Genomic DNA, 23980 nt, shown 5'->3' with positions numbered 1-23980 from the left:
GAAAGTGATCATATTCAAAAAAAGTTGTTGACCTTAGTTTGACCAGTGTGATTATCGACTGATTCGCCGCTGAGATATGGTGAACAAAATAAAGTATCCAACAAATTGTTTGTGAAGTGCCGATTACCAGATAAGTGTAGATGAGCAAGAGAATATTCTCTTAGTTAAACTCGTGATGGCGGGTACCGTAAAGGAGAAGACTTGTCCATGAAAAACTCAAAGATTTAAAATACGTACCGGAGTATAACCCTGACGGCGAAAAAGAGAATAATAATTGAAAGGAGTCGTAGCGAAGATGGGCGAGAAGTAAGTATGATGAGGAAGCCAAACTCATCGGGGAAGCAGAAGTCTCCGGAAGCAATATTACCCTTACCTATGCCTATGTCTATGACCTGTACGGTCAGTTAACGGCAAGGCAGGACCGTGCCACCGGGAAACTGCAGTACTACCAATTCAACGGTCACGGCGATGTTGTCGGTCTGGTGGATGAGCAGGGTAAGCAGCTAAACAGTTATTCTTACGATATTTGGGGTGGGTCCGGTTGAAACCGAAGAAACCGTCCCGAACGTAATGCGCTTTGCCGGCGAGTATTGGGATGAAACGACGGGCCTAGGGTAATGCAGGATACAAAGATAAAAGGTTATAAGGTGAGCATGGATGTAGAAAGGGGAGGTTCAGGTTTAGTAAACATTCATGTGAAAGTAGATAATACAAAATATTTTTATAACGCTGGTAAGGGTATGTTCCTTGATGAGTATGGAAAAAAGTTACCTAACTCTTTGCGTGGGAATCAAATGATTGTCTATGCTCTCAAAAAAGAAAAAAAAATATGAGAAATTGATTGTGTTAAATTTTTTAAGTATAGTCAAGATGATATTTTAGAAATTTTGACGGAGTACATCGCAAAAGAGCATGGCTATGGAACATTTTATTCTAAAGCTGAAATAAAAGGTTCAGTGGGAAAGGATCTACGGCTGTTAATGGTAGTTGGCACACTAGATGAGGATGAAAGAGTTGAGAATGTAATGACTTGCTCTTTCTTGTTAAGCTAACGGGAAACGTTAGTTCAATACAAGACAAGAAGGCAGCCGTTAACGAGATCGACTGCCTTTGTTCAACTAACGGGCAGTTTAGTGTGAATTGGTGTTGATGCATACAGCGAGGAAGAGTATGGTAGTCACTTTCTCATCGATAGACAGCATATCTTACCTTTGAGGAAATCGAACTCTTATCCTCAAGATGAGTTCATACGAAAGGGGACGAGTTACGATAAATTCTTAATCGGATATAGTTCATTTTACTTTTAAAGCAAATTTTGACGGATACTTTCATACTGTTAGTCATTCATTGAACTAACGGGAAACACTTACCTACATATGTACAAAATACGAGTTTTGTGAAACAGATGACAAGAAAAGAATCGCTACAGCTGATTTTCATTTAGATTCGTATGAGTCTGCTTATAGTTTTTGCTTTCTGTTAAGCCGTTATAATCCTTTTTTCTTGCGCATCTTCTTTTTATCAAACAACAACTTTAACTGTTTTCAATTGGATTCTTTCTTCATTTAGATTCTTGATTCATTCGTTTGAATTACAATTCATCTAATCTAAGGCTTTAATTAAACTTCAATTAATGTCGTCCAATATCGTCATTAAACGATTATTTGTACAAAATCATCGAATTTTGGTTATTTCATTATTATTACGATTTCGCTTAACACATTTTAGCTGAATTTCCCTACTGAGATATTTTAACCTTTCGTTGTGGTTCTTAATCGTTTTGATTTTTGCTTGCTTGTTATCATCCTTCTTCCTAATTTTTTTAACCCTCCCCTCTCTACACCTTTATGATTTACCATTATATGTTATTTTATGTACCTTGGAATATAAAAAAAAACCGGCCATATTCGGTCGGTTTTTCTCCCGCATCATCGGGACAATGCACGATTTACTTAATATTGGAATATATTGTGCTGTTCGGCTCATATACTCATCATGATTAGCCCGTCTCTTCAAAGTCAGGGACAACGTGTAAGTCAACCACGCTTATCAAACCCATGCACCTGTGCAGTCCCCTCCTGTTTTTACTTCAGATTCGCAGACCACTTCTCGGCACGAGCCTGCAGATCATCCAGAAACTTCTGAATATCCGGAGCATTACCGGACGCCGCCTGGCTGATAAATCCGTTTATGGCTGGAGCGATGTCGCTCATATAGAACGGATTGGCTTCATCCATGAGCTCCGAGTGGCCAACATCTGCGATTTCGAGAGCTTTTTTCACAAACTTATCCTCCGGAGTTACGAAATCAGCGTTTTTAAGTGTCGGGGTACTGGAGAAGTTCTCATACATGTATTTTTGCGTCATGTAGCTGGTCAAGAACTTTAATACTTCCCATGATGCATCCACATCTTTGGCGTTCTTTGCCATGATGAACGGGTCAACCGCCACCCAGCCTTCGCCTTTAGGACCCATGTTCAGCACAGGTTCAAAACGGTCCAGCAGCTCCTTGTTCTGCTTCGACCGGTATTCACTCATCGTGGAGCCGCCGGTGGAATCCAGCGCGATGGCAATATTGTTTTTCTCGAGCCCGAAATTCTCGGCACCCTGGGCATTCACGAACCCGGCCGGTGGCAGCTGTGCGGCCTCCTTCAGCCATTCCAGCACTTTGACCATTTCCGGAGAATTCAGGTGCCACTTGATGTTCTTGATATCCTTCAGTGACCCTTCCGCTCCTTTGGCGCCATATGCAAGGGTTAATGCAACAAAGGTAGATCCGTTTAATGAGTTGCCGCTCCAATACAAACCGAAATTGTCTTCACCGGTTTTCGGGTTTTTGCCGGTCATCTGCTTGGCTTTCTCCAGAATTTCATCCGGTCCCGGCTGTGCCGAGAGTGTTTCAACGCCCCAGTCTTCAAACAGCTTCTTATCATAAATCGTCATCCGGCGGCCAAGAACGGCAGGAATTCCAAATTGTTTGCTTCCGTCCGGCGACTTGGTGCTGTAGGAATTATTCATAATGCCTTCCAAATAGATGCTTGGGTCAAACGAAGTATCTTTTGCAATCAAGTCGTCCAGGTCACGCAGCAGCCCTTCTTGGTACCATTGCGATGCAAAGGCTCCCCCGGTATACAAGACATCCGCATCGCCGGAGAGCAGCATGGCCGTTTGTTTGGCTTTTACGTTCTCCCAAGGGATTTGATAAACCTCCAGTTTGATGTTCGGATACATTTTTTTGAACGTTTTATCCAAATATTCGTTGAGTCCGATGGTCGGGTTGCCTGTCAGCGCATCGATCCCGTTATCCAGCTGCCAGCCTGCCAGCGCAACGCGAACCGTTCCTTCCATATCCGATACTTTTTCAATTGTAACGCCGCCTGTCACATCTTTACCTGAACTGCCTGAACAAGCCGCCAATGTAAACACCAGCACGAATGACAGGATCAGCAGCACAGCTTTTTTCATCACATCAACACCCCCGCATAATTTTAGCTTTACTTTCTGAATTACTGCTTGATACCGGACAGCGCAATGCTTTCGATAATATAGCGCTGCAGGAACATATAGACGACGATAACCGGAATGAGACTCGTGGTTGTGGCCGCCATAATAATGGATGGCTGTTGGTTAATACCGTTGTTGTACGTAAACATGGCTAAACCGATCTGGATCGTGTACTTGGCAGCCGATTTCAAGATCAGCAGCGGCCACAGCATATCGTTCCATACGCCCAAGAACAGCAGAATGATCATGGTGGCGATAATCGGCGTACACAGCGGCAGATAAACCCGGCTGAATACCGTAATTTCCTTAGCTCCATCCAGTACGGCCGCTTCCCTTAAACTGCTGGGCAATTGATCAAAGAACGCTTTGGCTAAAAAAGTACCGAACGCATAGTTCATGGCCGGCAAATAAAATGCCAGATAATTGTCGACCAACCCAAGTTTACTGAACAAAAGATACTGCGGAATCATGGTCATTTCGAACGGAATCATCATCGTACTTAACGCCAGCAGCAGTACGAAATTAGCTCCTTTGAAGCGAAGCTTGGATAAGGCATAACCGGATAATAGTGCGGACAACGAGCTGATGATAATGACCCCTGCGCTGACAAGCGTGGAATTGCCGATATATCGAAACATATTGATGTTGGTGAAAGCGGCTTCATAGGTTCGGATCGAAGGCTCCTCCGGCCATATTTTCGGTGGAAACGAAATGTTTAATCGTGCAGCCCAATCGAAGCTCGTTACCAGCATCCATAAGAATGGCACTATCATGATGAATGAACCTACCAACAGAACCAGTGTCAGGATCAGCTGTTGAGGTGTGATACGTTTACGGCGCACATGCTCCTTGGGCAAGGCTGAACTGCTCATAGTTACCCTCCTGTCTTCTGGAATAAGGTTCCCCCTACGGATCCGAGAATAGATAATGGGATTAATCCAAGCTGTCTTTACGTCGGTTGAGCAGCATGAGGAACACGGTTAAGATGAGTATGATGACGAATAACAGATAGGATACGGCCGTAGCCAGCCCCATCTGCGAAGAGAGAAATGCATTTCGGTAAATATACAGCACCACGGTCATCAAGCTTCCCCCAGGATTACCTGCGGTTCCGCCGATTAACCATACATCCGTAAACCGCTTCATTCCGCCGATGGTTCCCATGATGAGCATGAACACAAAGATCGGACGCAAGTATGGAATCGTTATATACCACCATTTCCGGTACGTGCCTGCACCGTCGACCTCGGCTGCCTCATAGAGATCCCGCGGGACGCTTTGCAAACCGGCCAGAAAAATAATGGTGTTATACCCTAGTGCACCCCACAAGCTCATCAGCACGATACTGTAACGCGCAACTTCCGGGTTCGTGAACCAGCCGACCGGATCGATGCCGAACAATCCAATCACGAAGTTGATCAGCCCTTCCTTGGAGGGGAAAAACAAGAAGGAGAACAACAAGCTTGTAGCAACGCCGGACACGACGTTGGGCAGAAAATAGACCGCTTTGAAAAAATTGCGTCCCAGATGCCATTTCAGATTATTAATCAGGCTTGCCAGAACAAACGAAAGCGCGATCCCTAGCAATACGGACCATATCCCCATGACGAACGTATTTGTAAGCGCTTGCCAAAATAAGGAATCCTCTAATGCGTAACGATAGTTGCTCAGGCCCACCCAGTTCCCGGATAAATTGAGCCCGGATGTCTGATGAAAACTCATAAACAGTGCGGCAAACATGGGATAAATGGCAAATACGATGACGCCGATAATCAGAGGGGCGCTGAATAGATAGCCCATCCAGTCATTGCGCGTAAATCTGAACTTTCGTTTTGCCCATTTTCCATGTTCCGCAGTCCATTTCCCTTCTGGGGTGGATGACAAACCGATCCTCCTCCTTTCGTTAGTAACCGGATCCATTCCGGCAATCGGACAAGACGTTCATGTCCATTCTGTACATGGTTATGTGGATGAATCCGGATTATGTGTTATTCTTTTTTTCACAGACGTGAATGAAAGATCAACACCTTAAAGCGATTCTTTATCGGCAGTGTATGCAGCTGCCCGCTTCCGGGTGTATGCCTAGGTTGAACCCCATATCGATACGCATAAAACAAGCACAGCCTCCAATAGGCTGTGCTTTATATATTCAAAGGGCTTAAACTTCGATAATGATGGGCAGAATCATCGGCCGTCTCTTGGTCTCACTGTATATGAATTTGCCGACATGATCCTTCAAGGTTTGCTTGATCAGATTCCATTGGGTGGATCCGGTTTCAGTCAAATCCTTCATTGAAGACGAGACGATATCGTGGATCTGACCCATGAATTCCTCCGAATCTTTCACGAAGATAAAACCCCGGGATATAAGCTCGGGCTTGGCCACCATCTGCTTTTCCGTTTTGCTGAGCGTGGTGACGATAATGAGCATCCCGTCGGAGGACAGCTGCCTGCGGTCCCGCAAAACGATATTGCCTACGTTGCCGATCATCAATCCGTCCACTAGGCTGTTGCCTGAAGGGATTTTAGGACCTAACGATGCCATTCCCTGCTGGATTTGTATCGTATCGCCATTCTGAACGATAAACACGTTCTCATTCGGGATCCCCACGGACTCTGCCAGCTGACGATGCTGATAGAGCATTCGGAATTCACCGTGAACGGGGAGCAAATAGTCCGGTTTCATTAAGGTGAGCATCAACTTCAATTCTTCTTGGCTGCCATGTCCGGATACATGCATCCCAGAAGTTACACCCGATCCATAAATGACCTGGGCTCCCAGCACATATAAATTATCGATGACATGAGCCAGATTCCGCTCATTACCCGGTATCGCCCCTGCCGCAATAATGACGGTATCGCCCGGCAGAATTTCGATATGGGGATGCTTGGAGTTGGCTAGCCGCGATAAGGCTGCCATAGGCTCCCCTTGGCTTCCCGTGCATAACACTGCGATTTGGTCCGGCGGATAACGCTCGCTGTCTCCAGCATCGATCAGCAAATCATCGGGCATGTTGAGATACCCGTGCTCCTTGGCCACCGCAACGACATTAACCATGCTCCGGCCGAGCAGAATCAATTTCCGTTCCGTTTCTACCGCGGCATCGATGATCTGCTGGACACGGTTGACGTTCGAAGCAAATGTGGAGATGAATACCTGCTGTTTGGCCTGGGCGAAAGCCTCCAGGATATGACCGCCAACCAAGCGTTCCGAAGGGGTAAACCCGGGTCTTTCGGCGTTTGTGCTTTCCGATAGCAGCACCTTCACGCCCTGCTTGCCGATTTCTGCCATTCGGTGCAGGTCAGGATAAGGTCCCTTCACAGGAGACATGTCGAATTTAAAATCTCCCGTGTGGACGACATTGCCTTCCGGAGTTTGAAAAACGATGCCCACGCAATCCGGAATGCTGTGACTGGTCGAAAAAAAAGAGGCATGGATGGCACCCGCTTGAATAGTGGAATTCGCATCGATCGTGTGGAGCTCGGAATTACGCAGAATACGATGCTCTTTAAGCTTGATTTTAATCAGCTCAATCGTAAGCTTCGTCCCATACACCGGGATCGGCAGCTGCTTCAGTAAATAGGGAATTCCACCAATATGGTCTTCATGTCCATGAGTGACGACAAGGGCTCTGACTTTATCCGCGTTGTCCAGCAAATAGGTGAAGTCGGGTACAATCAAGTCGATGCCGGGCAGGTTTTCGTCAGGGAATTTCGAGCCGCAATCAATCACCACAATATCTTGATCGTACTGTATGAAGTACATGTTTTTGCCAATTTCATTCACACCGCCAAGCGCGGCGACCAGCAGTTTCTTTTCAGCTATATTCATGGCTAGGTTGCCTCCTTGTCTCTACTCGCCTAGGTCCATATCTTTCGATGCATGTTGTTCCTCCTATATTATTGAAGTTCTCGCAAAACTTATACACCGTGGGTAACAATGGCTTCGCCAGTCGTGATGCGAAGTAACGACAGAAAACCCGCCAATCTGAAACGGTATGCCATTTGTCTTTAGCGATTTCAGTTGCAGCCAGTTAGGAAATCAGACCTCATGCTTCTTTATAAGTAGAAAAAAATGAAAAAAAGACTGCCGGACAATCGGCAGTCTTCTGAATATAGCGCAAGTCGCGTCTTACGAATGCTTCGCCAGTTGTTTAGGAGCTTTAACCGGCTTATCGTCAACGCTGACAAAGATCGGATTAGAATAAAACCACAGGTCGCTGTAATTCCGTTTATTTATTTCCGCAAATCGCTGCTCGTTGTCTTCAATGTCCGTTTTCGGATCCATGAGCGGATCGCCATGGCTGGTTTCACCGGCAACATTCACGCCAAGGTTCGTTCCTCTTAACCGGAAATATTGGTCCTTTGTAGCTTTCGTCCGATATGTGATCACGTTGTATCCATCCCGATCGGTTGTCCAATCCTTGCTCGTAAACCGTTTCACCACTTTGGTCGAATCGTTGGTGCTCTTGCTGTATGCCGCCGTACCTGGTTGTGCTTTACCGGTGACATCACCCGAGATCAAATCGACATGATCCACGGCTACGGGGTCGCCGTTGTTATTTTGTTTCGGGCTTTTGAATCGGATCGTAATTTCGATAGGATTCCCTTGTTTCACTTGAAGTTTACTCCCCATCTCGGCCTGCTTATTTCCATGGCGAACGCGGAAATCCAAGGCGTTGATTAAATCGCCGTGCACGGAGAACGATTTGCCTGAACGCATGCCGTTCAGCACGCTTTGCATATCCTTTCCGTTCACCCATGTGTAATTCTTGGCGTATTGTCCGGGCCAATAACCGCTGGAGTATAAACGGTTATCACTTATCTCAAAATGAGAATCCGAGTTCGCAAAGTTCCAAAATTCGCGTCCTTCGCCGAGCAGCGCATCCCATACGCCGCCAACTTTGGCAATCATGTAATCAGCGCCACCATAGGTTCTGTTTTCCGGCGTAGTTAAATTTAGCCCCCCACGATCAGGTTCCATCTGATTCCCGGGCATTCCCTCCATCCCGAATACGACATTCGGCGCGATGTTGTTGAAATCCCGTATGTCAGCGATCGTATAAACGGTTTTTCTGGAAGGATGGTTGAGCAATGCATAACTGCTGTTGGCGTAGTTTTTTTGGAGCCAGGCCAGTGCCGTTCGGGCATCTTCGGACGTCGTAGAAGCCCGGCTGCCTGTTTTTTTCCAATCGGCGACGTCTTTGGGATCAAACATCGCTTCATCCCGATCCGTAAATAGATACTCGAACTGACGGGCTGCCTTAAGGCTCGACTCTGAACCCAATGCGCCTGCTATAATGCCGACTCCCACATGTTCGTATGTAGGCATGTCCCATTCAAAACCCGAAAAGATAATGTTGTTCTTGTATTTCCCTGCTATCTGAAGCTGCTGGATCTTGGGAATCTGGTACAGTGCCATTCCTTGGGAGAACGGAACAGGTCCGGCGGCAAGAGGATTTCCTTCATCATCCCGTTTAGAAACTCTAAGATGGTCCGAAACGGCGATCCAATCCAGGCCGTACTTATCGAACCCGTTGTCCAGCAATTCCTGCAAGGATTGACTGGCATCATCGGATTGATACGTATGCGCGTGATACTCCCCTGTCATCCATTTGCCGTTGCTTTCCGGCTTAAACTTAGACCCATCCGCCTTCGCATGAACAACCATGCCTTGCGAAAGGATGGACAAGCTGAGCGCCAAAACCATGATGGTTTTCTTCTTTAGCTGCATTTCATGGCACCTCCGAGTTGATATCAATCGTAAAACTACTTAAGTGTAAGCCTTCTTGATTAAGAGAATGTTATGATAAATCGATACATTTGTAAGAATGGTCCTCGTTATTCTCTATGTCCAATAGAATAAATAAGCTGGCGTCTTTGTAACTCGAAATAAGCAGCTCTTTACCCATTAGGTTACATATATTATATTATGTAAACCATTAATAAACAGAATGACTACAACCTGCATTCGTTGTAGTCATTTCGATGAACTTCCTCTAAGATTACATTTCTTTGGATAAAGTTCGACGTACCAGCTTCACCTGTCCATTCACCCCTGAAGGCAAAGCATTCTTGCCATACAGGTTCTCCAGCGTATTGGCTGCACGTATGGTAAGCTGATGGAGCCCCTGTTCCACATACGGCGTGATGTTCCAATGATACGGAGGCCACAGCCGGATGCCAGCGTTTGTATCATTCACATATAGGCAAGCCGTCTCCCTAATATCTTCGGCTTCCAGCCACAACTCCTCGTCCGGAGCTAAGCTGACCTCCGTCAGGTCTACCTGCTGAGAGTAATCACCCGCCCCCGCAAAATAAGGATAGCCGGCAGAAGCCCAAGAACCAAACATATGTTCCGAACATGCGTTTAACCTCACCCCATCTTCTATTTCAAACGGCCCAATCAAATAGGCTGGGAATGAAATTGCCGGCATCGGCTCCAATAAGGAAACCGTCAATATCTCGAGCTCGTTCTCGCCCGCCACCAAATGAGCCGTGATATCCAGGCAAGCATAGTTTGAATCCTGCCAATCGGATGGCTTCAGTGCATTCTGCCTGACCCCATTCACGAAGATTTCAACATTGCGCCTGCGCTGCAGGAAGCCGATATGGGCCGGTATTTTCTGATCCACATCGTCCAGAATCAACTCAAGCCTCGGCAATGGACGGACATCTGGTGAATTAGAACGATCTCGTCCACTCGGTGATAGCAATTGTTCGATCAATGCCTGCGTCACGGTAAACGTGGTACGGTATGTGTTCACTTGCCCAGGCATCGTGGCATTCATCCTGGAGTTTCGGTCATTCAGCGTGACCTGCCACTGGTCCAGTAATAAAACGTTAGGTTCAAGTGATTGGAAACGCCACTTATCTTCGAGAACGATAATATCCTCGGTTTTTTGCACCTCTGCGAACATTTGTTCCGTATCACTAACCGGTCTCACCTCAGGATCGACCGATAGAACTCGCAGTTCTCCAGGTGCAAAGGTAAGAACGGAATCTCTGGCTAACTGGTGTATGTTCCCGCTTTCCAGGTCCCACTCTTCAATAAGGTGCCCGGTTTCTCCTGCGTCAAGCTTCATGGCAACGCCATGCTCCGTCCAGTTCATAAACCATACAAATACACGGTTACCGAACACGCGTTCTACATAGATCAAATCCTCATATTGTCCTTCAAGCAGCTTCCATCGTAAGGCAGAAGCTTTCATTAATAACCTGCTTACCGTTTCACACAAGGGCTCGAGCAGATCTGGAGCTTGCTCCTTTATACGGCCTCCGGACATCTCTGGATCGGCAAGTATCCGCTTTTCTCCGGGATCGAGATGATCCTCGATCCATGTGTCTTCGTGGTCCGTTTCCTCCAACGAATAAAATAAAGCATACCCTTTGCCAACGGGGCGTAAAACCCCATGCTGAGGATTCGGGCTAAAAAGCTCATGCATTTGCTTTGCCAGCTCCGGGTCCTGACGCACGGTCTCGCTATGCCGCGGAATTGCTCCTACGGCAACCAGCGTACCGCCTTGCTTAGCATAGGCAACCAGTAGAACGGCAATGTCCCTCGACATGACTTCCACCTCGGGCATAACCAAAACCGAATATACGTTCCCATCGTTGCTAAATCGAATCCCTTCCCCATCAACAAGGTCCGCATCGCGAAGCTGACACTCATCAACATAGTCATAATCAATGGAATGGCGCAGCATGCGATCCGACAAAAGCGAGAACAAGGTATCGGATGAAGGAAACCGGTTAGATTGTCCAGATGCGAACATATTTTCGCACACCGTATGAATAGGCGATAATAGAAGAACCTCCGGTGTACGTTTACCGCTCGTGCCCAGCAGACTCAATCGACCGATATAATCGGCAAAAGCGCGATAATGCGGCCAATGCGGCGCATGTTTGAACTCTGTTGGAGGAAAATCGGTTTTCCGATACCCCGCAAACGAATAATAGAACGCATGCGGGATAAACAGATTAACGCCCAGGAAAGCCATGAAATTGGCATCGAGCCGCCTTTGACGCATGGAATAGCCGTGACCGCTGGCGCCAAAGGCCTCGCAGATCACGCGTTCTTTATTATCCAGCCCGGCTACGGAAGCCGCCGTCTTCACGGACACGATCCGATGAGGATTCTCTTTGGTGCCGATGCCGGGTGTTAAATAATCCACGCCTGCATAGTGAAACTGCTGCAGGACGCGCGTCTGGTTGCCCTGCGACCTGGCTTGCCCCCAGACCGGCTCCTCCAGCGTATGGCCGATGTACAGCAGTCCATGCCCTTCGCACCATGAGGAAATCGCTTGATGATAGCCCTCCACATACCAGCGCGTAATCGTATCATAATATTGCTGTTTCGTTGCCCGGCTGCCGTCTGCCATGTTATATAGCAAAGCGCCTAATCGTGGGATAAGATCATACCCGTTCTCTTGCCGGTACCGCTCACCCATTCCTTCAGACCAAGCAAAAACCATGCCAGGCAGGGTAGCGCCTACATCGTGAACAGCCGTCCGGATCGCTTCCACACCGAAGAAACCATCGTGGATCATGAGCCCCGGCTCGTCGGTAAAAACGCCTTGTATCGTCGTTCCGAAATATTTCTGCAAAGACAGAAACGGTTCATAGGACATCTGGATGAACGCCTGGACCGCCTCCGGATTCAACGTATCCAAGTAGTACCCATTGGCAAACGTAATGCCTTCCGCAATTTCACAGGACCAGCAGGCCAGCACGACATAAGAGTCTTCCGCATTCGGCGGCGTCCAATCCCGTCCCCATTCATGCGTGAGATCCTCGGATGCTTCATGGAGCAGCCATTCCCCGTCAGACTCGACGGCACGATAGGCCAAAATGGCAATCAGCTCATTGTTCTCATAGCGTGCAAAATCCAGCTTCAAGCTTTCTTGCCCGGAACCGCCGATATATCTCTTTTCCTCGACTCGTAAGTAACGCATGCGAAATTCCGGATGCTGGCGAGTCAGCTTGCCGCCCACCGTCCCGCTTGGCCAATTATCCTCATCGTACAGCCAGACGACCATATTGCGTTTTTGGCATTCCACGGTGCAGAATTCCAAAGCTTCCATAAAGGCCTGCGACAGGTATGAGGCTTGCATTCCATGGCGCGCATGCAGAACAACGCCTCCGACGCCCGCTTCAAACATCGATTGAATCTGACTTTCCAGCTCCGCTTCCTTGAGCTCATGATTCAGAAACCAGAAAGGCTGCGGGCGGTACGTTGCGTCCGGATTCTGGAATTGCTGCTTCAACCGCATGAGATCCATTTCGATTTCTTCCTTAACATGAAGGCTGTTCACACACATCACCTGTCTTTGTTCTAATTTGATCTGGATCCTGACATGAGTAATCGAATGAAGAATCCCCCGACGACGGAGCGATTCTGGAAGTTCATTTGCTTGCCGCTGATGGTGTCATACCAATCGGTCACCGGAACACGCGCGGAGGTTTCATTCATGAAATCCCATAGGGGCGCGATCATGGACTCAAACCCGGCCTGCGTGGTGCACATGGCTGCACACCATACCAGCCAATCGGATTTCGTATACGTATCGCGGCTGTCCAGGGGAAGGCCGTAACGATTCTGATGATGCTGGTAATACTCCAGCTCCCGTGCAGCCACTTCTGTTGGAAACAGGTTGAACGCCAGCAGCCGATCCCACACCAGATTGTATTTCATGCTCCAGGAATCGTCGGCGCTGTCGAACGTAAGCTTATAATGGTCGCCAGCATCAGCCATGGACATCCATTCATTGGCCATGTTCCGTGCAGCTTCGAGATAAGCTGCGCCTTCCTCTAGACCGAGTCGATCGCACATGTAGGAGTAAGCGGCAATGCCCAAGATCGCCTTGATGGACAGATTGGCATTATGCGCCAAATGTCCGGCGAAGTCATCCGTGCACAGCTGATTGTCCGGATCGAGTCCATTCTTCAGCAAATACCCTGCCCATGCGGTAAGTGGCTCCCAGTGCTCCCTGGCAAAATCCGCATTGCCTTCATACTTGCATACCGCAGCCGCCATCAGGAGCATATTACCGCATTCCTCAATCGGCATCTGATACTCGAGCTTGTTCTCGCCATACACCTGACCGTTGGCTTTCGGGTACGTGCCCACGTCATGAGGCGCAAAATCGAACGTCCAATCCTCGCTCATCGCATACTTAAAAATGGGACGCATCATGCCCTTGATCAGTTCAGGGTTATATCTCAGGAACAATGGAATCGACGGGTAGCTGACATCGACCGTCGCGATGCATCCGTTGCTGAAATTCTCCTTGGAAAAGAACAACACACGTCCCGCTTCGTCGGCAACCAGTTTATGCGCGGCAATCGCCTGCCGATAGGTCAGCGCCAAAATATCCCGGTACCGATTGCCTCCTGCGGCTTGGCTCTCCGTCATGAGCTCCCGGTTAAATCTCTCGCATCGCTGCATGATCGTTTCATACTGATCGGCTGCCGCTATCAGCATGTCATGAAAAGTCCATCCGTTTCGCTTCCAATAAGCATCCAAAGGCTTGCGGAAATATTCGATCGCATGGATATCGTCATACGCTAGCATCAGATATTCGGATACCCATTCATCCCCGACGGTCCCGCATTCGAATTCGGCTGCCAAGACGGGAACGTTATCGGAGACGGGGCGCGGCTTCTGCGAATCATCTTGGGCAGGTAATTGACCTGTCCTAACATACTGCTCCCGGGTCGTTGCCGAATGAATCACCGTCTGTATCCGCGATGAACGCGGCACCGCCAGCACCATATACCCCCAATCGATTCGTGTGTCATCGCCGGCAAGCTGCAGGATCGGCTGTTCGACTGTACCCATCGACATCGTATTCAATCGTCCGTCGATCACGCGGTGCTCCCAGCTCACCTGCTGATCCAGCGTATTGACGCACCATTCGCCCGTTACATCGATGTAAATCTTTACGTTATGCCCTTGCCCATCCAATGAACGAACGTGAAAGGTCAGATAGGTGACGGGCCGGGATAACAGATCGAGATCATCCAGCAAGAGCGGGGTGGTAAACTGAACTTGAAGTTCAATGCCTCCCCCTTGAAACGTATACCGGGTCGTTACGGGCTCAACCGTCAGATCGGTTTGCTCAAGCGCTTCAGGCTCAAGTCCTTCGGACGGCTCCTCCGTGTGTGTGATAACTTTTCCCATAAATCGCCGCGGCGCGCCATCAATGATGGCCACTCCCGTCATGCCCTGAATATTGTTCGTCCAATGCCGGGTATGGTCATCATATAGACGGTCTGCAGCGGACCATACACTGAAATAAGGATCTACGGTAACCAGCGGCACGGATGGAGGTCTGAAATTCGTTGTCATCTAACGTCAACTCCTTCATGTTTTCTTTATTCTTCAAGCTGCCTGAATCTCCTTGCGGTTTGGAAATATAGATTCGAAAAATAGCGAAGGCTTCGCCCCCTTGGATGACAAGGTCATGCGAAGCCTTCCTAATTAACGGGCTCCCTTTAACATGGATATGATTAGTTCGGCATTTGAACGGTCACGACGTCTTTCCCTTTCAGATTTTCGTTCGTGAACTGCATCGCCTTATCGTATCCGGTCTTTCGGAGCTGTTCCCGCAGTTCGTTGATAATGCTCATGGCGGCTTCATCCGATTTGCCAAAAACCGCTTCCTTCCACGCATCGCCCATCCGATCCATCGAAGGCTTCAGCATTTCCCATTCCGGCGCTTTGGTGATGACATCGCCGGGGTTGTACGCCGTAATGACCTGAATGCCGTTCGGACGAAGGATTTTGCGAGCATTCTCCATCGCGTCCAGCCTTTCTTGTTCCGCCCAGATGTCTCCTCCCGCAGCGGAATTGATGCGGTCAAGCCCTGTCAGCGATTCCAGGCCGATACTGATGCCTTCATTCTTGCGCAGCTTCATGTTGGTATCCGTGCTGAATTTGTCAAACCATTCCTGATTCGCAACAGGCTTGCCGTCCTTCATGTCCCAGTGAACCCCCTGCACCCCGTACCTAGCCAGCATGAAGCCTTCATCGGAAGCCATGAAATCCAGGAATTTCAGCGCAGCATCGACGCAAGCCCCTTTACAGTTCTTGGTGATCGCCGTCACGTTGTTGCCCTGAATTCCGAGATCCACGGGCCTGTCCGGTTCAACGTCAGCGCGCTCCAGAGGGCCGAGCGGAATGTAGTCGCTGCCCGGATGCGAAGAGACATACTCCTTGGAAGCATCCAGGATCGCCGGATAGTGCGCGGCCAGGATGGCGATGCGGCCTTGATTGATTTTTTCCTTGGCGATCGGGTCCGTCTGGGTGAAGGCTTCAGGATCCATCAGCCCCTCTTCAACCAATTTCCGGTAGAACAGCGTATATTCTTCGTAGCCCTTCGTGAAGAAGTTATGCTCAAGCGTGCCGTCGCCTTTGTCGACGTAACTCGCTCCGGAATAAAACATGGTGTTGCCGATGCCGACGGCCCAGCCGTTGCTGAAACCGCCCAGCGGAAAGACCGGCTGGCCGTTCTCCTGCAGATTGGCATCCTTGATTTTTTTGAGGAAATTATAGAAATCGTCCTTCGTCACGACGGATTGCGGATCTACGCCAACCTTCTCGGCGATGTCTTTGCGCACATAGAAGCCGTAGAGCCAGTCCATCCCGTCTTCGTTGGTCGCCGGCTGATTTTGCAGCAGCAGATACTTTTTGCCGTCGTAAGCGTTAATCGCTTTTTCATACAATGCCGGCGGCACATTTTCTTCCGCGATGGATTTGGACAAGTTCGGATAATCCTTCAATTTGTCGGAGATATCGACCAATTGTCCTTCTTTGGCCGCCTTGATGATCCCGTCCAGCTCCCCGCCCCAGGCAGGTCCGGTATAGATATCGGGCAGATCCTGGGTCGCGAAGATCTGATTGACCTTCTCCGTCTCGCTGCCCTTGGTATATTCCCACTCCAGCGTAACGCCCGTCTTCTCTTTGATGACTTCCTCCACCGGCGTGATGGCATCGGAACCGTTTGAGCCGTTCCAATTGTGCAATATTTTGAGTTTGTATGAATTCTCTCCTTCTGCGCCTTCCCCGTTATCTCCGTTCCCTGATGAATTCGTGCAGCTGATCAGCAAACCTCCAACCATGATGGACACGAGCAATGCGGATACGCCTTTCGACCAAATCCTCTTCAAACCAATCGCCTCCTGGAATATGGATATCAATGATCTTGGTAAACCTTTTGACAAATTCCGGGTCAGGATGACCTAACCTTTAACCGAACCGATCATAACCCCCTTTACGAAATATCGCTGCAGGAACGGATAAATGCACAGGATCGGGAAGACCGTGATGACAAGCAAGGCCATGCGAAGCGATTCGGGCGTCGCGCCTGCCCCGCTGGTTCCGCCCACCGTCTGACCACCTTGCTGCGCTGCGCGCTGCATCGAATTGGATAATGCTTCTGCTTCGGTCAGCATTTCTTGCAATAAGGTCTGCACCGGGATCAAGTCTTTGTTGGATACGTAGTATGCGCCCGAGAACCAATCATTCCAATGGGCCACCCCGATGAAGAGGGAGATGGTTGCCAGCACCGGTCCCGAGAGCGGCAGAATGATCCGAGCGAAGATTTGAAAATCGCCGTAACCGTCAATGCGGGCGGATTCCTCCAGCTCCTCGGGTATGCCTTGCAGGAACGTGCGGATGATCACGATGTGCATGAAATTGAACAGCATCGGCAGCACGTACACCCAGAAGGTGTTGATCAGATGCAGCTTCTGCAGCGTAATGAAGAACGGGATGAACCCGGCGCTGAAAATCGTCGGCAAAAAGATGTAGAAAGTGAAAAAGGAACGGCCGGGCAGCGTCTTCTTGGAAAGCGCATAGGCCATGAGCGTACACAGCACCACATGCAGGAAGGTTCCGAGCACGGTGCGCATAAGCGTAATTTGGTATGCCTTCCATATGCGGGCGTTATCGAACACCTGAGCATAATTCTCCAGCGTGAATTTACGGGGAAGGAAATAGATGGCCCCCATCATCGAATCTTTCCCGTCATTCAAGGAATATGCCAAAATGTAAATGAACGGGTAGATCATGGAGAAGCCGATCAAAGCGAGAAACGTGTAGTTAAACACCGAGAAGAAAGACCACTTTCGATTCATTACGTCACCTCCTTAGAACAGGGATACATCGCTGACTTTGCGGGCGATCCGATTGACCGTCAGAACCAGGATGAGCCCGATGATGCTTTGGAATAGCCCGACGGCCGCGGCATAGCTGAGGCGTCCTTCCCGGATACCGGAATTGATGGCGTGCACGTCCAGAACGCTGCCCATGCTGGCAGTCGCCGGTCCGTTCAGGAGCAGGAGCTGTTCATACCCCGCGCTCATCAGATTGCCCACCGCGAGAATGAACAAGATGATGGCCACATTGCGGATACCTGGAAGCGTCACGTGCCACATCTGCTTGAAGCGCCCCGCGCCATCCATCTTGGCAGCTTCGTAAAGCTGCTGGTCGATGCCCGCAATGGCGGCCATAAAGATAATCGAATTCCAGCCGATGTTCTTCCAGATATCGGAACCTACAATCATCTGGTAGAACCAGGTTGGATTGTTTAGGAACTGGATCGATTCGGCCCCGAATGACCCCAAGAGGTCATTGACCGGACCGCCGTATGGGGTCAGCAGCCGCTGCATCAAGGTGACGACCACGATCCAGGAAACGAAATAAGGCAAGTAAGACAGGGTCTGAATCGTCTTCTTGAATTTCATCTTCCGCACTTCATTCAGCAGGAGCGCAAGAATGATCGGCATCGGAAATCCGATCAGCAGCTTCATGAGGCTGATGATGACCGTGTTGCGGATGATGTCCCCGGACTGATAATAATTGAAGAATTGTTCGAAGTACTTGAACCCGGCCCAAGGGCTGCCTGTAAATCCGCCTATGAAGGTGTAGTCCCTGAAGGCAACTTGAATTCCGTATAAGGGCACATAGGAAAATAGAAAAAACCAGACGATGCCGGGCAGCATGAACAAGTAAAAGAGCTTGTGCTGCCAAATTCGTTTGAATATTCGGTTGCTTGTCCAACGTGACTTGTTCACATTCCCACCTCTCCTTTCTAACATGGGGCGGCGATGCCGCCCCGTCCTCTATAGTTCTGGTACATTCAGGCGCAGCGTGATGATTTCAAACGGCGTGAACGATAGCGTGACCTCGGACGGATCGTTCATCGGCAGCTGCGTAAGGCAGTTTTCCATCAGATCAGCGATCCAGGCCTCGGCGGCTTCAAACCCAAGCCGAAGCGACGTGTTCGCGTGCGTTCCTGAAGCTTCATACAGACGAACGATGACATCGTCGCCATCCTCGGCTTTTTTGACGGACTCTACCATGATGTGCGGATGATCAGGCCAGATAAACGATTGTGATGGAGGCAGCTTTGTTGTCACCTGATCCGATACCTCAGGCAAGGACATCGTGCGAAGCGGGACGTTCAGTTCATGGCCTCTTCGGTAGATTTCGGCTTGCACATGATTCCCTTGGTGCGGATACAACGAATACGTGAAACGATGCTCCGCGCGATCTGCCTCCGGATCGGGATAAGAGCTGCTGCGGAGCAGATGGAGATCCAGCACGTTATCGATGGCGCGATGGCCATACTTGCAATCATTGAGCAGCGCGACGCCGTAATCCGGCTCCGATAAGTCCACCCATTGATGTGCGCAGATCTCATCCTTCGCAAAATCCCACAACGTATTGCGGTGGGTCGGTCTGCTCAGGCTGCCGAACTGGATTTCGCAGTGAACCTGGTCCGTGCGTACATTCACGGGGAACGACGTTCTTAACATCTTGCCGTTCTCCCTCCAATCGACGTCCGTCTCGAAATCGATTCGCCGGCTGCCCGCCGTTAGCACGACGGTCTGGGTCAGCGAGGACTCCCCGTAACCGTACTCGAAGACAAGCCCGATTCTCGGACCGTCCCGAAGCTCCCGCATGCTCAGCAGGTGTAACGGTGTACCCGGATTCGCCGCATAGTCATGGCGGAAATCCCATGCGTCCCCGACGTCATGATATACGCGAAGATCGTTGCCTAATCGTCCCTGCTGGATGACTTCGCGGTTATCCGCTATATCCAGAACCGATAGAATTGCTCCGTTCGGGTCGAATGTCACGATGACCTTGTCGTTCTCCAGGCTTCGTCCTTCAGCCGCAGCGTCTGCGTCCGCCCCTGGCGTTTTAGTCAAGATTTCTGAGGAGGATGCGGCTTCTTCTTCCGTTTCCAGGCCGGCGTCATTCGATAAAACGGCGTATCCCATCGATGGAACCTGCACGTGATGCCAGCGTCCGTTCATGCGCAGCCACTCTCGTCGCTCCCAAGGCAGCGAATTGAAGATGACGGTTTGCGCGGAAGCCGTTTCATTGTGTGCTATATGATTAGCTAAATAGCTGTAGGTATCGGCAATCATGGTCTCCGTATGCCCAAGCAGCTCTTCATACCGCACCAGCGATTCATCGTATACCCGCTTGATCGAAGATCCCGGAAGAATATCGTGGAACTGATACAGGAGGACTTCCTTCCAGATCGTCTCCAGCGTCTCGGATGGATAAGCCCGCCCCAGCCGGGCTGCCAGCACGGAAGCAAACTCCAGCTCGCGCAGCGCTTTCTCCATCTTCCGGTTGTAACGCTTGCTCCGCGCCTGACTGGTCAAGGTTCCTTGATGCTTCTCCAGGTAGAGCTCCCCGCGCCATGTCTGGAACGACTCCCGCTCTTCATTCAACCGTTCGAAGAACTTCCACGAAGGCTCTTGCTGGACGGGAGACAAACCGAGCAGGTTTTTCTCGCGAGCCAGCCGTTCCAAATGCTCTTCGCCCGGACCTCCGCCGCCGTCTCCAATGCCGAAGAGCATCAAGGCATGGCCGGATACGTTCTTATCCAAATACTCCCGCTCTGCCTTGGCGATGGAACGTGGGGCTGCCGGACTGTTGTACGTATCTTCAGGAGGCATATGGGTCAGAACGGCGGAGCCGTCGATGCCTTCCCAGAGGAAGGAATGGTGAGGGTGCCGATTGTACTCGCTCCAAGAGAGCTTCTGGGTCATCATGTAATCCACGCCGGACTTCTTGAGCAGCTGCGGCAGGCTGGCGGAGTAACCGAACACGTCCGGCATCCAGAGCGATTTCATCTCCAACCCGAATTCTTGTTGAAAATATCGCTTGCCGTACAAGATCTGACGAACCAGTGATTCCCCGCCCGGCACATTGGTATCCGATTCTACCCACATGGCTCCCTGCGGTTCCCATCTTCCTTCACGCACCCGTTCCTTGATCTGTTCATACAGTGCCGGATAATGCTGCTTCATCCAATCATATAGCTGGGGCTGGCTTGCGCCGAACACGTAGTCCGGGTAGCGTTCCATCATGCGAAGCACGGTCGAGAACGTTCTGGCGCCTTTCCGGATCGTTTCGCGGATCGGCCACAGCCAGGCCAAATCGATATGCGCGTGACCCACGGCGCTGATTGTTAAGACAGGATCGCCGCCCTTCAGGCTCAATGGTTCAGCCAGCTTCTTCTTCGCCTTCGCGATGCGCTCCGGCGAGAAATCCGTGAGCCGCAGCGAAACGTCATACAGCGCCTGATAGATTCTCTCTTTGCGCGCGGATCCCGTCGGGAGGTGCTCGGCAGCTTCCAAGAGTACCTCGACATCGTAATATAGGCTCCGGATATCTTCCCGGCAGATGGCGATGACAGCTTCTTTCAAAGTTCCTCCCTGGTATTTGCCAAAGAGATCGTTATTGCCCGCATCGGCCCATACTTCAATATCGGATCCGGTCAAGAACATGTCATGAAGCCGGACGACACGCTTGCCGGGGAGCCCTAAGGAAAAATCGAATTCCGAATTCACGGTGGTCAATCCCTGTACTGGCGATCCGTTCGGATCCGCCAAACACAACTCGCCGTTGATGTCCAGCAGGAGGACGAGGTCCTCCTTCCGGCTATGCTCCGGAACGCTGCCGGCAAAACGGAACCAGGCACAGTCCCACAAGCTGCCCCATCGCTGGCCATGGACAAGCGTCATTTTCGTTCCTGTCTTGCGATCCATGTACGATACAGGCTCAGGCGTAACCCATGCCGTCACGTCCAACTCGGCAACCGGCTCATATATGGCTTCCCGGAGTTTGTTTAGCATTTGTTTTAACGGCTCAGGCCTTATAGGTTCGTATGGCATGATGATTCGCTCCTCTCTATTGCCTCAGTCGGCTGCAGGTTCCGGCACGGATTGGGTATTCCAATCAACCTGAATCACGGCCTGGTTCGCGGCGCCATGTTCGTACTGCAGCAGGACGGTTAACGACTCCGTATCCCATACCCAGACGGCAGGCATCGTTTGATTCCCGATGACGTACTGAACGGATGCCGGCTCGGTCGGACAATACAGCCTCGCGCTGGCCTGCATATTGGCCGGTCCCTTGGCCGTGAATCGGAACCCGGCGTCCGATTGTTCAAGCTCCTCGATTCTGGAAGAGGCTGCGATGACGGAAACCTTGCCTCCGGAAGGACGTCCGGCTTCAACATCATAGAGAAGCGCTTGTTTCCCGGGGCTTATCGTAATCTGATCATGGACGGAGAGTTTCGAATCGAACAAGTCCACGACAGGACCTGAGATCGTCAGTTCTTCATCGGTGACCGACTCCTCCAGAACCGAAGCGATGATATAAGGACCGCGCAACAGCTTGAAATAATGCTTGGAATGCCACCGCGATTCCGTGCCGAGAAGTGCCTCCATCGTGGCCTGAACGGAGCGGCGCAGCCGGTCTGCCCCTTCCTTCGACAAGGTCAGGTCGGCCGGATGCTGATTCAGCCAGCATACGACGCCTTTTCCTGCCTGATGGATACCTTCCGCTGCTTCCTTCAGGTCAAGCTGCTCAAACAGATGCTCCCGCGGGGAATTATACTTCGAGCTGAATGATCCGCCCCCGAGCTCCTTGTTCCACCAAGCGCGTACTTTATGGTACGGGTCGCTGTCATCGCCGACATAGATTAGGGCGCCGCCGTCCCGCACCCACTGCGCGAGAGCATTATGAAGGTCTGGATATTCCGGCTTGAAGAATTCATAGCTCAATACGAGGACGCGGTAAGGAGCCAAATAACCCGGATATCGCCTTACGTTATCAAGCTGAAGCGGGCGCACCGGGATGCCATGCTTCAACAGCGGCAGCGACAGACCGTAAAAAGGAGAGAAATCGAGAAGCTCCGTGTCCCCCGATTCCTGAAATCCTTCGGGGTCCGTGCCGTCATATTTCCCGGCATCTGGCGCCTCCGGCTCAGGCTTCATTCGTTGAAACATGGCCGAGTCTGCGATGAGAACGCCGACTTGCAAGGCGTCTTCCTCCGGTTCGTTCACTTTCTGGTCCATATTGCCGAGCGTATGCATGACCTGGATCAGCGTCGTTGCATAGTCGGACGGGATGGACTCTTTGCCAGAGCCGTCCTCGGAAGGGTAAGTCCCTTTAAAGATTCGCCGCGGCCATGGCGAGACTTCATAATGGGAGACCCCGGGATGCAGCAATGAAGCGACCACGGTTTTTAGATAGTTCTGCTTGTAATCCGCCCACGTGTGGTTCGGATTGTCTTCGATCGGATCATGCAGGAACCACATGCGTCTGTCCGTTCCCCGAACCAGCTCCTGCATCACGCCGTATTCGAGGTAAGCGGTTTCAAACGTACGTTCCTTGCGCAGCCCTTCATATACATTCGGCGTCCGGGAGGTCCCCGTCCAGATCTGAGCAATGTACCCGTCTATGGACGGTAGCTCCACGAGCGCCGATTGCGGACTGACGATCCGCCATTGGGTATAGTTGATCAGACTATGGGTCGGAACATAAAAGCGAAGAATCCGATCATAGCGCTTTAACGCGTAATCCTTCATCTCTGCGCATAACCGGTCGAGCACGCGAGCATATAAATACGCTTTCAATTTGGAAGCCCGGTATTGTGCGTCCGGTGAAGCATGTGGCGGAATCCATGGCTCCTTGTAATACAGCTGCCATTCCCGCTTGAACGCTTCCGAATAACCTCCGTTCACCCAAAATTCTGGCTCTTCCAGATGAATGGCCTCCACGCCCGCATCCACCGCGATGCGTATTCGGTCCGCGATAAAGCGGCCAAAGGAAATCGTAGGCACCATGTAAGGAATGACCGGTTGCTTGCCATGCAGGATCATTTCCCCATGGCGATCCATCTGGGCTTCATCCCAATGGGCTGCGCCGTCTACCTCCCCATCCAGGTAGCTGTTGTATTGCCCCCATGCGACTCCGGTCATGAGATGGACGACGTAACCTTTCTCTTTCCATTTCCGAATCCGCTCAGGCATGGTTTCGTCAATCCCGTAAACCATCACGAAGTCTGTCTGAAGATCATAGTCGGGGTGATACGGCGCAGACTCTTGAAACCCGGTTCGTTCTTCCCTGCGATCTCTCGGCACGTTTTTTATACCTCCCTGCT

Annotated in this window: 13 protein-coding genes; 1 reads left to right on the top strand and 12 read right to left on the bottom strand. The window is 50.5% G+C overall.

Annotated features, from left to right (window positions below):
* Positions 1-647 precede the first annotated feature (647 nt).
* Positions 648-833: a hypothetical protein gene (locus tag M1D70_RS15205; protein ID WP_456290358.1), complete on the top strand. Its 186-nt coding sequence runs from the start codon at positions 648-650 to the stop codon at positions 831-833.
* 1251 nt (positions 834-2084) lie between these two features.
* On the opposite strand, the gene M1D70_RS15200 is transcribed toward M1D70_RS15205, so the two are convergent.
* From M1D70_RS15200 to M1D70_RS15145, 12 genes are all read right to left on the bottom strand, one after another.
* Positions 2085-3464 (bottom strand): extracellular solute-binding protein, encoded by a 1380-nt coding sequence (locus M1D70_RS15200; protein WP_009592677.1) that lies wholly within the window; start codon positions 3462-3464, stop codon positions 2085-2087.
* 41 nt (positions 3465-3505) lie between these two features.
* Complete coding sequence (locus M1D70_RS15195) at positions 3506-4375, bottom strand: carbohydrate ABC transporter permease (protein ID WP_456290357.1); 870 nt, start codon at positions 4373-4375, stop codon at positions 3506-3508.
* Positions 4376-4436: 61 nt separating this feature from the next.
* Positions 4437-5387 carry a carbohydrate ABC transporter permease gene (locus tag M1D70_RS15190; protein WP_009592680.1) on the bottom strand — a complete coding sequence of 317 codons (951 nt, stop codon included), beginning with the start codon at positions 5385-5387 and terminating at the stop codon, positions 4437-4439.
* 274 nt (positions 5388-5661) lie between these two features.
* A complete protein-coding gene (locus tag M1D70_RS15185) occupies positions 5662-7335 on the bottom strand; it encodes a ribonuclease J (protein ID WP_009592658.1) in 1674 nt (557 codons plus the stop codon).
* 300 nt (positions 7336-7635) lie between these two features.
* Positions 7636-9237, bottom strand: a complete 1602-nt coding sequence (locus M1D70_RS15180) for an S-layer protein (protein WP_456290356.1) — start codon at positions 9235-9237, stop codon at positions 7636-7638.
* A gap of 271 nt (positions 9238-9508) precedes the next feature.
* The gene (locus M1D70_RS15175; RefSeq protein ID WP_456290442.1) at positions 9509-12823 is read right to left on the bottom strand and encodes a glycosyl hydrolase; all 3315 of its coding nucleotides are present in this window, start codon (positions 12821-12823) and stop codon (positions 9509-9511) included.
* A 14-nt stretch (positions 12824-12837) separates the two neighbouring features.
* Entirely contained in the window at positions 12838-14853 is a 2016-nt protein-coding gene (locus M1D70_RS15170) for a glutaminase domain-containing protein (protein ID WP_456290355.1), read from the bottom strand.
* A gap of 161 nt (positions 14854-15014) precedes the next feature.
* Entirely contained in the window at positions 15015-16673 is a 1659-nt protein-coding gene (locus tag M1D70_RS15165) for an extracellular solute-binding protein (RefSeq protein ID WP_456290354.1), read from the bottom strand.
* A gap of 72 nt (positions 16674-16745) precedes the next feature.
* Positions 16746-17642 (bottom strand): carbohydrate ABC transporter permease, encoded by an 897-nt coding sequence (locus M1D70_RS15160; RefSeq protein WP_009592681.1) that lies wholly within the window; start codon positions 17640-17642, stop codon positions 16746-16748.
* A 12-nt stretch (positions 17643-17654) separates the two neighbouring features.
* The gene (locus M1D70_RS15155) at positions 17655-18581 is read right to left on the bottom strand and encodes an ABC transporter permease (RefSeq protein ID WP_009592660.1); all 927 of its coding nucleotides are present in this window, start codon (positions 18579-18581) and stop codon (positions 17655-17657) included.
* Positions 18582-18629: 48 nt separating this feature from the next.
* Positions 18630-21704, bottom strand: coding sequence for an alpha-mannosidase (locus M1D70_RS15150; RefSeq protein ID WP_456290353.1), 3075 nt, complete (start codon positions 21702-21704; stop codon positions 18630-18632).
* A gap of 24 nt (positions 21705-21728) precedes the next feature.
* Positions 21729-23960, bottom strand: coding sequence for a hypothetical protein (locus tag M1D70_RS15145; RefSeq protein WP_456290352.1), 2232 nt, complete (start codon positions 23958-23960; stop codon positions 21729-21731).
* Between the last annotated feature and the right edge of the window lie 20 nt (positions 23961-23980).

It is taken from the genome of Paenibacillus sp. AK002 (genome assembly GCF_053903045.1).
Note: the sequence above shows the minus strand (reverse complement) of the source record. Positions and strands in the feature narration are given on the sequence as shown.

Excerpts from the sequence above, each read along its gene's own strand:
- M1D70_RS15170 (WP_456290355.1), bottom strand. The coding sequence starts at position 14,853 with ATGACAACGAATTTCAGACCTCCATCCGTGCCGCTGGTTACCGTAGAT.
- M1D70_RS15180 (WP_456290356.1), bottom strand. The coding sequence starts at position 9,237 with ATGCAGCTAAAGAAGAAAACCATCATGGTTTTGGCGCTCAGCTTGTCC.
- M1D70_RS15160 (WP_009592681.1), bottom strand. The coding sequence starts at position 17,642 with ATGAATCGAAAGTGGTCTTTCTTCTCGGTGTTTAACTACACGTTTCTC.
- M1D70_RS15175 (WP_456290442.1), bottom strand. The coding sequence starts at position 12,823 with ATGTGTGTGAACAGCCTTCATGTTAAGGAAGAAATCGAAATGGATCTC.
- M1D70_RS15200 (WP_009592677.1), bottom strand. The coding sequence starts at position 3,464 with ATGAAAAAAGCTGTGCTGCTGATCCTGTCATTCGTGCTGGTGTTTACA.
- M1D70_RS15150 (WP_456290353.1), bottom strand. The coding sequence starts at position 21,704 with ATGCCATACGAACCTATAAGGCCTGAGCCGTTAAAACAAATGCTAAAC.
- M1D70_RS15185 (WP_009592658.1), bottom strand. The coding sequence starts at position 7,335 with ATGAATATAGCTGAAAAGAAACTGCTGGTCGCCGCGCTTGGCGGTGTG.
- M1D70_RS15195 (WP_456290357.1), bottom strand. The coding sequence starts at position 4,375 with ATGAGCAGTTCAGCCTTGCCCAAGGAGCATGTGCGCCGTAAACGTATC.